Raw genomic sequence first — 12,554 nt, 5'->3', positions numbered from 1 at the left:
CTCAACCGGCAAAAAACGCTCGGGCCGCACGCGGCCGAATTCGCGGTATTCACGCAGAATAATGATTAAAAGGCGACAGATATCTACGGCCCGGATTTTCAGCTTCTCGGGGAGTTGCTGGAATGCACGCATTGTAGTCCGAGACGGCGTAATTCATGGCACGACAGAAACGGTAGTACAGTTCACCAATATTTCAGAATGAGGTCATCCAGTGGCACAAAAAAGCGAAGAGGACGACAAAGTCCGTCTCGATAAGTGGTTGTGGGCCGCGCGTTTTTATAAAACACGTGCCTTGGCCAAGGCCGCGATTGAAAGCGGCAAGGTGCATTGCCGGGGCGAGCGTTGCAAGCCGGGCAAGGAGCCGAGGATCGGCGACGAGTTTCAGATTCGTACCGGGTTCGAGGAGCGCACGGTGGTGGTCCAGGCGTTGTCGATCGTTCGCCGTGGCGCGCCGGAAGCTCAGACGCTGTACACCGAAACCGAAGCCAGCATCGCCAAGCGCGAAGCCGCGGCAGCCATGCGCAAGGCCGGCTCGTTGGGCGTGAGCACCGATGGCAAGCCGAGCAAGAAACAGCGGCGGGATTTGTTTAAGTTTCGTGGGAGCAGTAACGACGAGTAGGGCTGGCAGATGTGTGTTGCCTGCAAAAAGATCGCAGCCTTCGGCAGCTCCTACGGGTGTACGCATTCCCATGTAGGAGCTGCCGAAGGCTGCGATCCTTTCAGGATCACCCCGACCAGCATCGAAGGGTCGCAGACTTGCAATTGCCCGGATGTGCAGCCATATCGGGTTAGTCGCCAGCGGCGAATTGAGTGGGTCAAACAACCACTCGTCGAAAACCACACACAGCATCTGACCCGTAGGCCATAACCAGAAGGCCAGCAGTGCCAGAGGCACAACATTGCAGAGCGCCAACCGGCGGGCGTTCCACCTTGCTTGGAACAAACCCGGATTGTTCATAAAATGCCCCCCTTGGCTGAACATCGCGCACCAAAACGGTGCTGCAGAGGCGCAATTTCACGTTTTGTAATTATCTTGTCATTACTTCAGATACCCAGACCTATGACCGATCTACCGGATACCGACTACACCCAACGCTTCATCTTCGATGACAGCGACACCCGCGGCGAGCTGGTGTCGTTGGAGCGCAGTTACGCCGAAGTCCTCGCCAAACATGCTTACCCGGAGCCGGTACAACAACTGCTCGGCGAACTGATGGCAGCGGCGTCGTTGCTGGTCGGCACCTTGAAGTTCGATGGTCTGCTGATTCTCCAGGCCCGTTCCGATGGCCCGGTGCCGTTGCTGATGATCGAGTGCTCAAGCGAGCGCGAAATCCGTGGCCTGGCCCGTTACGAGGCCGACCAGATCGCCCCCGACGCAACCCTCGGCGACCTGATGCCCAACGGCGTATTGGCGCTGACCGTCGACCCGACTCAAGGCCAGCGCTATCAGGGCATCGTCGACCTGGATGGCAAAACCCTGTCGGAATGCTTCACTAGTTACTTCGTCATGTCCCAGCAGGTGGGCACGCGTTTCTGGTTGTATGCCGATGGCCGTCGCGCCCGTGGCCTGTTGCTGCAGCAGTTGCCCGCCGACCGTCTGAAAGACGAAGAAGAGCGCGCCGCCAGTTGGCAGCACATCACCACGCTGGGCGGCACGCTGACCGCTGATGAATTACTGAGCCTGGACAACGAAACCGTGCTCCATCGCCTGTACCACGAAGAGCAGGTCCGGCTGTTTGATGCGCAAAGATTGCGTTTCCGTTGCAGCTGCTCGCGCGAACGTTCTGCCAATGCTCTGGTCAGTTTGGGTCTGGAAGATGCCCAGGCACTGGTCATCGAACACGGTGGCAACATCGAGATTGATTGCCAGTTCTGCAACCAGCGTTACCTGTTCGACGCCGCCGATATCGCTCAATTGTTCGCTGGCGCGGGCGTCGAGACGCCGTCAGATACCCGTCACTAAAACGGTTCAGCGCAGGTAAATTCACTGGTTAGTGCCGGAATAACGCCGTTACGACGGGAGGGCCCTACTATTTTTGGGCTTTTCTGGCATAATCCGGGCCACTTTTTTCGCGGTAGTAGTGCACGACTTTCTACTACAAAACGTTTGGAGCACTCGGCCACTGGCCGACGGGGAACCTCATGACGCAAGCCAATAACGCCGTGTACACCGATCTGAGTGTTGATGATCTGGTTAAAGAAGCCCTGAATCGCGGTGAAGGCGAGCTTGCCGATACCGGCGCGCTGGTTGTTCGCACCGGTCACCGTACCGGCCGCTCGCCAGTCGATCGTTTCATCGTTGAAGAGCCGACCACCCAGGCTGCTATCGCCTGGGGCCCGATCAACCGCAAGTTCCCGGCCGACAAGTTCGACGCCCTGTGGGCTCGCGTCGAGGCGTTCAACAACGCGCAAGAGCATTTCGTTTCCCACGTGCATGTAGGCGCGGCCGAAGATCACTACTTGGCCGTGAAGATGACCACCCAGACTGCCTGGCAGAATCTGTTCGGTCGTTGCCTGTTCATCAATCCGGCCCAGTACAACCCGGCCGGTCGTGAAGAATGGCAGGTCCTCAACGTCGCCAACTTCGAATGCGATCCAGAGCGTGACGGCACCAACTCCGATGGTTGCGTGATCCTCAACTTCGCACAGAAGAAAGTGCTGATCGCTGGCATGCGTTACGCCGGTGAAATGAAAAAAGCCATGTTCTCGGTGCAGAACTTCCTGCTGCCAGCTGCCGACGTACTGCCAATGCACTGCGCCGCCAACATCGGCGAAGAGGGCGACGTGACCCTGTTCTTCGGCTTGTCCGGCACTGGTAAAACCACCCTGTCCGCCGACGAAAGCCGTTACTTGATCGGTGACGACGAACACGGCTGGGGCGAAGGCGTTGTCTTCAACATCGAAGGCGGTTGCTATGCCAAGTGCATCGACCTGTCCGAGAAGAACGAGCCGGTCATCTGGAAAGCCATCAAGCACGGCGCAGTCCTGGAAAACGTCGTGATCGACGACGCCAAGCACGCCGACTACGCCGATGTCAGCCTGACCCAGAACAGCCGCGCCGCCTACCCGCTGGAGCACGTTGCCAAGCGTTCCGAGAAAAACCTCGGTGGCGAGCCAAACGCTGTGATCTTCCTGACCTGCGACCTGACCGGCGTACTGCCGCCAGTCTCGATCCTCAGCGAAGAACAAGCGGCCTACCACTTCCTGTCCGGCTACACCGCACTGGTGGGCTCGACCGAAATGGGTTCCGGCAGCGGTATCAAGTCGACCTTCTCCACCTGCTTCGGCGCACCGTTCTTCCCGCGTCCGGCCGGCGAATACGCCGAACTGCTGATCAAGCGCATCCGCGGCTTCGGCTCCAAGGTCTACCTGGTCAACACCGGCTGGACCGGCGGCGGCTACGGCGTCGGCAACCGCTTCAACATCCCGACTACTCGCGGCGTCATCGCAGCGATCCAGAGCGGCGCGTTGATCGGTGCTGAAACCGAACACCTCGACACCATCAACCTCGACGTGCCACTGGCTGTGCCGGGCGTTGAGACTGGCCTGTTGAACCCACGTAATACCTGGGCTGACAAGGCTGCTTACGATGAAGCGGCTAAAGCACTGGCCGGGTTGTTTGTTGAGAACTTCAAGAAGTTCGAAGTGAGCGACGCGATCAAGGCTGCTGGGCCGAAGTTGTAAGATTGGTTTGATGTGATGAGAAAGCCGCCCTTTGAGGGCGGCTTTTTTGTGGGCTCCCGGTTCAGGTTTTCAGGTGTAAAACGAACGCTCCCACCAACACCAGAACCACGCCAAGCACCTGTCCCAGCGTTCGGCCTTGATGGCCACAGAAAACTAATTTCCCGAAAGTCGGAATGCAGGCGCCATATTGTCCTGCTCGCGCCTCGACAGCCCCGCCGCCTCGGCCACTTTTGGCCACTGGCTCACCACCTCCTGGAAACGCTCAATAATCTCTACCGCATCATCGCGGTCAACCCGAAAGTACTCGGCCACTTCGCGAGCGAGTTCGAGATCCAGAGCATTGTCGACATCGGTAATGTTTAGCTTTAGCCCATCGGCGTGTGCCACAGGGTTCATGTCGTAGGCATCAGACAGTCGCCAACCACGACCAGGATCAAGGAGGAATCCATGGTTACGCAGGTGGTCGTCGGTATTGGAGATCAGGATGTTGAACACGATGCGCGACCACAACTCTCGAAGATCCTTGTCGGTTTCCGAGCCGTGCTCCATGAGTACTTCTGCCAGCTCCAGATAGCTGGCACCTACGGATGCGTCGTCCCCGTCCACGCGGTCGGTCATGGTCATGGCTGAGGCAAAATGTAGCCGGCCACCGGTTGCGGTGCGGTCGAAGCGCTTGACCATGAAGCAGTGATGGTCGCTTGCATAGCGTTGCGCAAGACCGTTCGCCACTCGCAGACCGCATTGATTCGCCAGGACATTCACCACGAACTCCCACCCGCCGACGTCATAGTCGTCCCGGGTGCTCGGAAACTTCGCGATCCACAAGTGACCATTTTTGTCAGCAACGCTGGCCTTCGGCCTGGCACCGCCCAATGAACCACCGGGGGCGATCAACATTCTCAGCCATTCGCGCCCATCGAGTGAGGTATTGTCCGGGTCGTTTTCCAACGCTCGACTTGCCTGTTCCAGCGCACGTAGCTCGACAAAGGGTGGCGCTGCCAACCCATCTCGATCATCCAGAAAATGGCCTTCGTCATTGAGCTTGTAGCGGATAGCACCGACTCGATAGAGGTCATGAACACCTAACAGGAAGTCCGACTCGTACAGTTTGCTGCCCTTGGGCACAAAGCCGTCGCGAATGTCCCGCTCCAATCGGCGCTTCATCAGCAATTGCCCCCAGCGATCCGGGCTTGAGTCGGCAAAAACACCGAAACGGGTTTGGCGCTGCCCAGGGAATTGTCGCCCTTCGAAGAGCTTTATGCGGGGATCCAGCGTCGTGAAGTTCAACTCGGGATCGGCCAACGCGGCAGTGTCGTACTCAAACTCGAACACGTTGGCAGCGCGAGCCTTGGTGGCATGCAGGAACCCGAGGCGCCTTGGTCCATTCAGAGATTCCCAATCGGCATACACCGCGATCAGTGTCATTTTTTCTCCGTCTTGGGTCGGGATTTTTTATCGGCAAACAAACTGGAAAAAGAGTGGGTGTTCAATGGGAAATCTGCCTCGATATCCAATTCGGAGATGGGGCTTTCCAGTGCTTCATTCGTCGTGTCGCGGATGGGGGACGACGCTTTCGTTGAAGTCATGTTGCGCACTCGTTGGCGTTTACTGGTTGCTGCGTTCGCTCGTGGAATTAATTGCGCATCTTGCAGTTGGCGTCCCAACTCATCTGCTTCGGCGAGCTTGTTCAAGTCTTTCTCCAGGCCCAAGACCTGCATCACAGACACGTAGGCCCCCATCGTCACGCCTGAGCCACCGGACTCGAGGGAACGAAGCGTTGTCAGTGACATACCTGCTCTCTCAGCGACTTGCTTGGCTGTGAGCCTGCGGCGTAATCGAGCGAGTTTCAGTCGTTCGCCAAACTCCGCGAGCAGTCTGGATGAAGCTGGCAGCAGGGGCGCTGTTTTCTTAGCCATGTGCCATTATTCCTTCGCTTTTAGGTCTTAGCTGCCAGAATAATAGCACTTAAGTGGTGGTTTGCTGGACTGCCTCCGTGAGTTGCAAGACTCTGTTTGGTAATACGGTGCTGCCGACACGTAAGGGAATTGAAACTGCCATTATTTCAACTAAATTTGCTATAAACAGCCAGAATAATGCCACTTATGCGTTCTGCTAGAGGCCTTCAAGCGTTTGGGTATCCCAGCGTTGCGACTTGACGGCTTGGTAAAGCATGCCGATGGTTAGTGGGACTTTTTCGCCGCGACCCTTTGCCCTTCGCTTGAGAAGCACGTCGAAACCTTCCGGCTGAAAGTAGCGATAGGCATCGTAGTCCGCGAAGTCGATCCCGAACTGTTCTTCCAGCAATTCCATCAGATGTCGGGCGTCAGCGCCGTCGCAGCCCAAATCGAAGTTGATCGAGGTGGTGAGGCTGATGGTTTTGCGTTCAGGCAGGCCGAGTTCTTCGTGCAGCAGCTGCATGAGCAGGTGCATGGTGTGGTCGTCGGGGAAGTTGGGGGCGAGGTTCATGGTGCGTTGTCCCTTATTGGCCTGAGTCATACCGATATCCTTGCGATTTTTTTGGCTTGCAACGCATCAACATGGAATTCGCGGGAAGGCTGACGCTCAGCCCGTAAGATCTCGTTCATTTTTTGCACGCTTTCCATCAGCTCATCAAAAAACTTGCTCATGGTTATCTCCAGTGTTCGAAGACGGTTTTCAAAGCTTTGTGTTTGGATCGCTCCCACGCTCAGCGCGGGAACGATCTGTTCACTCGACGTCAGGCAGGTGCTTTCCAGCTCAGCATCCGCTGCTGGGCGACTGTTAGCAGGTCGCAGCCGTCTTGGGCCAACAGGTAGAGCGCGTGGGTGATGTGGGGGATGTCTTCGAGATCGCCTTGCTCGAAGCATTGGCAGTGCAGGGTTCGGAGTAATTCGCTGGAGGCTCGGACGCGCTGGAGGGCGGCTTCGAGGAGGTCTTGGGGGTTGGCTTCTGTGTCGATGATCAGGGCCGGGGTATCGGTTAGGTTGGTTTTTAGTGGGCGGTAGCGATCGGGGAATGGGTTCAATTTATTCATTTTATGTATTCTCAAATGCATCAGATGAAACCACCACCATCGTGACCAAGCGATGGAGGCGGACTGTGTTCGGGTTGGTCAACCGGAGGAATACATAAGACCGGCACGCCATAAGGCGTCCCAAACACAGCCACCATATAGCTTGCAGACACTTGAGGTGCCGGCAGCATACAACGGACGCGTTTATGTATTCCATCGAGTGACCAAGCCCGAGACGCTGATTTGGCAGCGACAGTCCGACTATAGATACGAGTCGCCGGTTGGCGATAGGCGACAAGGTGTCTTCTGTTGTAGGACCGGGATGAAGCTTTGATAGGGCGTTGCCTACGGACTTATCCCCAAGCGAATTTTTCTCGTTTACTTTTACCCAGGCACACCGCGTTATCGTTCATCGCGAGCAGGCTCGCTCCTACAGGGGATTGTGGTGGGGCATTAACCAGCGGTGATTTTCGGAAGGCGTTGTCGGGCGATTTCGAGAAGTTCGCTGCCGTCCTGGGTCAGCAGGTAGAGGGCGTTGACGATGTTGGGAATGTCGCTCGCGTCCGCCTGTTTGAAGCACAGGCAGTAAAGCGTTTCGAGCAGGTCGCTGGCGGCGCGGATGCGTTGGCGGGCGGCGTCGAGGATTTCGTGGGGGTCGGCCTCGGTGTCGATGACCAGGACAGGAGTGTCGCTGTAGCTGCTTTTAAGTGGGCGATAGCGGTCATGCATCTGGGTCCGTCCTGTAGGAAGTCTGGCAGGCCGACACACTGTTTCAGCCGCGGCGGAAACTATGACGGGGGGGACGCGCTGCGGCAATACGGCCGCAATCGACAGGTTTCGTAGGGGGTTTTACTGGTTTTTGTGGAATGGCCCTACGTGTTTAACGAGGTTTTTCACAGCTAAACCCCTATAGATGAAATTTCCTACGTGTTTGTCAGGCGCGACGCCGTAAACCTCTGTATGGTGCGCGCCAGAATCTGTAGGGCATTTCGAAAATGCCTGTTTAAGCACTTAAAGGGAATTAAGTATGCAGTGGCTACGTATGGCCTCGGTTTTGTTGTTATGGGCGGGTGCTTGTCGTTTGACCGGCGCGGCTGACGCGGGTAACTCGATGGTGCTCGCCAACATGGACCGCACTGGCTGGCCGGACACGCTCACCACTCAGGTGAACATGGACACCGCCTCTCGCGCCGAGGTGTTGATGTTCGGCAAGGCGCTGCTGGCCAGCGAAGCGCTGGACGAACAGGGTCTGAAACAGCGCTTGGGTGTGCCGGCGGTGAAGCTCAAGTCTGTACGCCAGGTGCGTGATGGCTTGTGGGAACGATTGCTGACCACCTACCGTAACGCCAGTCAGAACTGCGACGGCGAACCGTTCTGCCCGCGGGTGCGAAGCGTCGCTGATTTGCGTCAATTGGCCGCTGCGTTCACCGGCGAAATCAGCTCGGCCCACGCGGCATGGGCGAGCAAGAGCCAGGTGTTTCATGAGCAGGCGTTGAATGAGCAACTGCGGGTGGCGGTGTTGGTGCCCTGAATTTGTCCGTGTTTTTGTGGTGACCTTGCTGGCCTCTTCGCGAGCAAGCCCGCTCCCACATTGGTTCCGGGTCGTACACGAAATCTGAGTTCACTGACGATCAACTGTGGGAGCGGCGGTGCGACGATTCGACTTGCTCGCGAAAGCGATCTGCCAGTCGGCCCATTCCTCAAGCCCTGCAATCCACCCCGCGCCATCCGCTGTATCATCCCGTATCGTTTTTGCCCCCGACCTTTTCTCGACTCGCTGCGATCACCGGCTAGGCTTTGGACTTCGCAGCGGTCAACGGAGTGACAGCTTATGCACAACACCCTGGAACAGGTTTTCGGTTATCCACAGTTTCGGCCCGGCCAGGAGGCGGTGGTCAGTGCTGTGCTGGCCGGGCACTCGGCGGCGGCGATTTTTCCTACAGGTTCGGGCAAGTCCCTGTGTTACCAGTTGTCGGCGATGTTGCTGCCGCACCTGACGCTGGTGGTCTCGCCGCTGCTGGCGTTGATGCAGGATCAATTGGCGTTTCTGCAGCGACACGGCATCGCGGCAGGCAGCATCGATTCGGCTCAGAGCCGTGATGACGCCAGTGACGTGATGGCGCGCGCCAAGTCCGGCGAATTGAAGATCTTGATGATTTCCGTGGAGCGTCTGAAGAACGAGCGCTTCCGCAATTTTTTGCAGCAAGTGCCGATCTCGCTACTGGTGGTGGACGAGGCGCATTGCATCTCGGAGTGGGGCCATAACTTCCGCCCCGACTACCTCAAGCTCCCGGACTATCAGCGTCAATTCAACATTCCTCAGGCGTTGCTGCTGACCGCCACCGCGACCCCGAAAGTGATCGCGGATATGGAGGCGAAATTCGCCATTGCCCCTGAAAACGTGGTGACCACCGGTTTCTATCGGCCGAACCTCAACTTGCTGGTGGAACCGGTGCGCGGTCAGGACAAACGCCGACGCCTTGTCGAATGGATGCGTGAACGTCCCGACCAGCCGAGCATTGTCTACGTCACCCTGCAGAAAACCGCCGAGCACATCGCCGAACACTTGGGGCGCAACGGCGTCCGGGCTGAGGCTTATCACGCCGGTTTGCCCCATGAACAACGGGAAGCGATTCAAAAGCGCTTCATGGGCGGGCAGTCCAATTGCATCGTCGCAACCATCGCGTTTGGCATGGGCATCGACAAGAGTGACATCCGCAATGTGGTGCATTTCGACCTGCCCAAATCCATCGAAAACTACAGTCAGGAAATCGGTCGTGCCGGGCGTGACGGACAGCCGTCGGACTGCCTGGTATTGGCTAACCGCGACAGCCTCAACGTGCTGGAAAACTTCGTTTATGGCGACACGCCGGAACTGGACGGTATCCGCTGTGTGCTCGACGAATTGCAAGCCGCCGCGCCCGAAGGGCAGTGGGAGTTTCTGCTAGGGCCGTTGGCCGATCAGAGCAACATTCGCCTGTTACCGCTCAAGACGTTGTTGGTGCAGTTGGAACTGCGCGGAATCATCGCGCCGCGTTACGCCTATTACGCCGAATACCGCTTCAAGTATTTGCTGGAGCCGGAAGACTTGCTGGCCCGCTTCGAGGGTGAGCGTAAGGATTTCGTCGCGGCCATCATCCAGACCTCCAGCCGCGCTCGGACTTGGGCGACGGTGAATTTCGATGCGCTGTACGAGCAGCATCGAGCCGAGCGCGATCGGGTGGTCAAGGCACTGGATTATTTCCAGGAGAAGGGCTGGGTCGAGCTGGAAAGCAAGCAAATGACTGAGGTCTACAGCCTGCTGCAAACGGATTCCGACAGTCAGGCACTGAGTGCCGAACTGCATGCTTATTTCACCCGGCACGAACGCACCGAGATCGCGCGGATCCACGCCATGCTGGATCTGTTCGCAACCGACCATTGCCTGGGTTATCGCCTGGCCGAGTATTTCGGCGACGAAAACGCGCCGCAGCAGTGCGGGCATTGTTCGGTGTGTCACGGGCACGTGGCGCGGCTGCCCGCACCTCCAGAGTTGCCGGCGCTTGTGGATAAAAACTTCGAGGCGCTGTGCGGTGATTTTATCCACAGGCATCAACAGCACGTCGGCGGTGTTCCCTCTGCCGAGCGTGTGACGCGGTTTTTGTGCGGGATCAGTGTGCCGCTGTTTACCAAGCTCAAGGCACGGTCGATTCCGGGGTTTGCGGCGTTGGAGGATTATCCGTATGGCGAAGTGCGGGCCTGGTCCCAGTCATACCTCTAACCCGTAGGAGCTGCCGGAGGCTGCGATCTTTTGATCTTCGGCGGCGCTGAAATTGCCGAAGATCAAAAGATCGCAGCCTCCGGCAGCTCCTACATGGATTCGTTCGCGCTTTCCGCGCGTATCCATCCGCTGAATGTCGCTCATCACAGGAATAAATTTCAAAAAAGCCCGGTGGCTGACTATGGTGAGGGCTGTCTTTGGATCGCCAACAAGAGAACAACCATGAGCCAGACACCGTTCAACATTCAGCGCGCCGCCGTGATCGGTGCGGGCACCATGGGCCGTGGCATTGTCATGTGCCTGGCTAACGCCGGGGTGCCCGTGCAATGGGTCGACAACAATCCGCAGATGCTTGAGCAGGCACTGGCCACCGTGGCTGAGACCTGCGCGCACAACGTGCGTCAGGGCCGGATCGATCAGGCCGAGGCGGACGCTCGTATCGCACGGATCACGGCGACTGCCGATTACGCAGCGATCCGCGATGTCGATCTGGTGATTGAAGCGGTGTACGAAAACCTCGAGCTCAAGCAGAAAATCTTCCGCGAACTGGATGGCCTGCTCAAACCCGAAGCCATTCTGGCGAGCAACACGTCGGCGCTGGATATCGACGCGATTGCCGCAGCCACTTGCCGTCCGCAACAAGTGCTGGGCCTGCACTTCTTTAGCCCTGCACACATCATGAAGCTGCTGGAAATCGTTCGTGGCGCACAGACTGCGCCGTCAGTGCTGGATGCCGCGCTGGAACTGGGCAAGCGCATGGGCAAGGTCAGCGTGGTGTCGGGCAATTGCGAGGGTTTCATCGGCAACCGCATGCTCAATACCTACGTACTCGAAGCGCGCAAGATGTTGCTTGAGGGCGCATATCCCTATCAGGTGGATGCGGCGCTGCAGGGCTTCGGTTTCGCCATGGGGCCGTTTCGCATGTACGACGTGGTCGGCATCGACCTGCAATGGCGCGCCCGGGAGCTGGCGGGCGTTGGACAGGATGCGCCGCAGGTCCAGGTGGACAACCGTCTGTGCGAACTGGGCCGTTTCGGCCAGAAGAGTGGCAACGGTTATTACCACTACGAGGCGGGCAGTCGCCAGGCTGAACACGATGTGGAGGTGGATGCGCTGGTGCTGGAAGTCAGCGAACGATTGGGCTTCCAGCGTCGCGAGATCGGGCCTGAGGAAATTCTGGAGCGCTGTTTGCTGGCGCTGGTCAACGAGGGCGCGAAAATCCTTCAGGAAGGGATTGCCGAATCGGCGCACGACATCGATCTGGTGTACCTCAACGGCTATGGCTTCCCTGCGGACAAGGGCGGGCCGATGGCCTGGGCGGATCAGCAGGGGTTGGCGGATGTTCATCAGCGGTTGTTGCAGTTGGAGACCAAGCAGGGTGATCACTGGCAGCCGGCGCGGTTGATTGGGGGGTTGGCGGTAGTGGGTAAGGGGTTTTTCTGACAGGTGATTATGTAGCGCCTGTGAGGACCTCTTCGCGAGCAAGCCCGCTCCCACAGTGGATCTTCAGTGATCACCGGTTTTGTGTACCACTGAAATCCACTGTGGGAGCGGGCTTGCTCCGGGCGGCGTTCCGACGAAGAACGATAACGCGGTTTTCGCCTTAGACTGGCCATCCAACTCCAGGAATCGACATTGATGTCCAACCCGATGCCCCAACGCACCGACTACCCGCACTTCCAGCCCATCACCACCCGCTGGCACGACAACGATGCCTACGGTCACGTCAACAACGTCACCTACTACAGCTTCTTCGACACTGCGGTGAACACCTATCTGATCGAAGTCGGCGGCCTGGATATTCATGACGGTGAAGTTGTCGGTTTTGTCGTGAGTTCGGCTTGTGATTACTTTGCCTCTATCGCTTTCCCCGACCGGATCGAGATCGGGTTGCGGGTGGGCAAGTTGGGCAATAGCTCGGTGCAATACGAACTGGCGGTGTTCAAGGCCGGTGAAGACGAAGCCTGTGCGGCGGGGCGCTTCGTGCATGTGTTTGTGGATCGGACGTCGAATCAACCGGTGGCGATTCCTGCCGGGTTACGCGGGGCACTGGAGCGGTTGGTGGTTTGACGGGCAAAAAAATCGCAGCCGTTGGGCTGCGATCTTTTGATCTACCGG

At 57.9% G+C, this 12,554-nt stretch carries 13 protein-coding genes and 1 pseudogene; 7 read left to right on the top strand and 7 right to left on the bottom strand.

The window, feature by feature from the left end; translation table 11 throughout:
* Nucleotides 1-211 precede the first annotated feature (211 nt).
* Nucleotides 212-619: an RNA-binding S4 domain-containing protein gene (locus ACYZTL_RS14295; RefSeq protein ID WP_461952334.1), complete on the top strand. Its 408-nt coding sequence runs from the start codon at nt 212-214 to the stop codon at nt 617-619.
* A gap of 120 nt (nt 620-739) precedes the next feature.
* Here the strand turns inward: ACYZTL_RS14295 and ACYZTL_RS14290 are convergent.
* A pseudogene (locus ACYZTL_RS14290) lies at nt 740-958 on the bottom strand (phosphatase PAP2 family protein); the annotation flags it as partial.
* A 102-nt stretch (nt 959-1,060) separates the two neighbouring features.
* Between ACYZTL_RS14290 and hslO the strand changes: the two are divergent.
* On the top strand, nt 1,061-1,963 hold the full coding sequence (gene hslO / locus ACYZTL_RS14285; protein ID WP_461952333.1) for an Hsp33 family molecular chaperone HslO: 903 nt from the start codon (nt 1,061-1,063) through the stop codon (nt 1,961-1,963).
* A gap of 179 nt (nt 1,964-2,142) precedes the next feature.
* Nucleotides 2,143-3,684 carry a phosphoenolpyruvate carboxykinase gene (locus ACYZTL_RS14280; RefSeq protein ID WP_461952332.1) on the top strand — a complete coding sequence of 514 codons (1,542 nt, stop codon included), beginning with the start codon at nt 2,143-2,145 and terminating at the stop codon, nt 3,682-3,684.
* A 153-nt stretch (nt 3,685-3,837) separates the two neighbouring features.
* Here ACYZTL_RS14280 and ACYZTL_RS14275 read toward each other — a convergent pair whose 3' ends face one another.
* From ACYZTL_RS14275 to ACYZTL_RS14250, 6 genes are all read right to left on the bottom strand, one after another.
* Entirely contained in the window at nt 3,838-5,109 is a 1,272-nt protein-coding gene (locus ACYZTL_RS14275; protein ID WP_461952331.1) for a type II toxin-antitoxin system HipA family toxin, read from the bottom strand.
* On the bottom strand, nt 5,106-5,600 hold the full coding sequence (locus ACYZTL_RS14270; protein ID WP_461952330.1) for a helix-turn-helix domain-containing protein: 495 nt from the start codon (nt 5,598-5,600) through the stop codon (nt 5,106-5,108). Before ACYZTL_RS14270 ends, ACYZTL_RS14275 begins: the two co-directional genes overlap by 4 nt.
* Before the next feature lie 196 nt (nt 5,601-5,796).
* Entirely contained in the window at nt 5,797-6,150 is a 354-nt protein-coding gene (locus ACYZTL_RS14265) for a DUF1493 family protein (protein ID WP_461954309.1), read from the bottom strand.
* 26 nt (nt 6,151-6,176) lie between these two features.
* Nucleotides 6,177-6,311, bottom strand: coding sequence for a hypothetical protein (locus ACYZTL_RS14260; RefSeq protein WP_461952329.1), 135 nt, complete (start codon nt 6,309-6,311; stop codon nt 6,177-6,179).
* An 89-nt stretch (nt 6,312-6,400) separates the two neighbouring features.
* Nucleotides 6,401-6,697 carry a hypothetical protein gene (locus ACYZTL_RS14255; RefSeq protein ID WP_461952328.1) on the bottom strand — a complete coding sequence of 99 codons (297 nt, stop codon included), beginning with the start codon at nt 6,695-6,697 and terminating at the stop codon, nt 6,401-6,403.
* A gap of 432 nt (nt 6,698-7,129) precedes the next feature.
* Nucleotides 7,130-7,405, bottom strand: a complete 276-nt coding sequence (locus tag ACYZTL_RS14250) for a hypothetical protein (RefSeq protein ID WP_461952327.1) — start codon at nt 7,403-7,405, stop codon at nt 7,130-7,132.
* Between the two features lie 298 nt (nt 7,406-7,703).
* Between ACYZTL_RS14250 and ACYZTL_RS14245 the strand changes: the two genes are divergently transcribed.
* The 4 genes from ACYZTL_RS14245 (at nt 7,704) to ACYZTL_RS14230 (ending at nt 12,506) form a co-directional block, all read left to right on the top strand.
* Nucleotides 7,704-8,207 (top strand): polysaccharide deacetylase, encoded by a 504-nt coding sequence (locus ACYZTL_RS14245; protein ID WP_461952326.1) that lies wholly within the window; start codon nt 7,704-7,706, stop codon nt 8,205-8,207.
* Between the two features lie 300 nt (nt 8,208-8,507).
* Nucleotides 8,508-10,436, top strand: coding sequence for a RecQ family ATP-dependent DNA helicase (locus tag ACYZTL_RS14240; RefSeq protein ID WP_461952325.1), 1,929 nt, complete (start codon nt 8,508-8,510; stop codon nt 10,434-10,436).
* Between the two features lie 222 nt (nt 10,437-10,658).
* Nucleotides 10,659-11,879 carry a 3-hydroxyacyl-CoA dehydrogenase gene (locus ACYZTL_RS14235; protein ID WP_461952324.1) on the top strand — a complete coding sequence of 407 codons (1,221 nt, stop codon included), beginning with the start codon at nt 10,659-10,661 and terminating at the stop codon, nt 11,877-11,879.
* Between the two features lie 195 nt (nt 11,880-12,074).
* Nucleotides 12,075-12,506: an acyl-CoA thioesterase gene (locus ACYZTL_RS14230; protein ID WP_461952323.1), complete on the top strand. Its 432-nt coding sequence runs from the start codon at nt 12,075-12,077 to the stop codon at nt 12,504-12,506.
* The last annotated feature ends 48 nt before the right edge of the window (nt 12,507-12,554 follow it).

This window comes from Pseudomonas sp. LB3P81 (assembly GCF_054897965.1).
Note: the sequence above shows the minus strand (reverse complement) of the source record. Positions and strands in the feature narration are given on the sequence as shown.

What these genes read in the sequence shown, in the direction of transcription:
- ACYZTL_RS14250 (WP_461952327.1), bottom strand. Translation starts at nt 7,405, where the DNA reads ATGCATGACCGCTATCGCCCACTTAAAAGCAGCTACAGCGACACTCCT.
- ACYZTL_RS14235 (WP_461952324.1), top strand. Translation starts at nt 10,659, where the DNA reads ATGAGCCAGACACCGTTCAACATTCAGCGCGCCGCCGTGATCGGTGCG.
- ACYZTL_RS14255 (WP_461952328.1), bottom strand. Translation starts at nt 6,697, where the DNA reads ATGAATAAATTGAACCCATTCCCCGATCGCTACCGCCCACTAAAAACC.
- hslO (WP_461952333.1), top strand. Translation starts at nt 1,061, where the DNA reads ATGACCGATCTACCGGATACCGACTACACCCAACGCTTCATCTTCGAT.
- ACYZTL_RS14245 (WP_461952326.1), top strand. Translation starts at nt 7,704, where the DNA reads ATGCAGTGGCTACGTATGGCCTCGGTTTTGTTGTTATGGGCGGGTGCT.
- ACYZTL_RS14280 (WP_461952332.1), top strand. Translation starts at nt 2,143, where the DNA reads ATGACGCAAGCCAATAACGCCGTGTACACCGATCTGAGTGTTGATGAT.
- ACYZTL_RS14240 (WP_461952325.1), top strand. Translation starts at nt 8,508, where the DNA reads ATGCACAACACCCTGGAACAGGTTTTCGGTTATCCACAGTTTCGGCCC.
- ACYZTL_RS14270 (WP_461952330.1), bottom strand. Translation starts at nt 5,600, where the DNA reads ATGGCTAAGAAAACAGCGCCCCTGCTGCCAGCTTCATCCAGACTGCTC.
- ACYZTL_RS14260 (WP_461952329.1), bottom strand. Translation starts at nt 6,311, where the DNA reads ATGAGCAAGTTTTTTGATGAGCTGATGGAAAGCGTGCAAAAAATGAAC.
- ACYZTL_RS14265 (WP_461954309.1), bottom strand. Translation starts at nt 6,150, where the DNA reads ATGAACCTCGCCCCCAACTTCCCCGACGACCACACCATGCACCTGCTC.
- ACYZTL_RS14275 (WP_461952331.1), bottom strand. Translation starts at nt 5,109, where the DNA reads ATGACACTGATCGCGGTGTATGCCGATTGGGAATCTCTGAATGGACCA.
- ACYZTL_RS14230 (WP_461952323.1), top strand. Translation starts at nt 12,075, where the DNA reads ATGTCCAACCCGATGCCCCAACGCACCGACTACCCGCACTTCCAGCCC.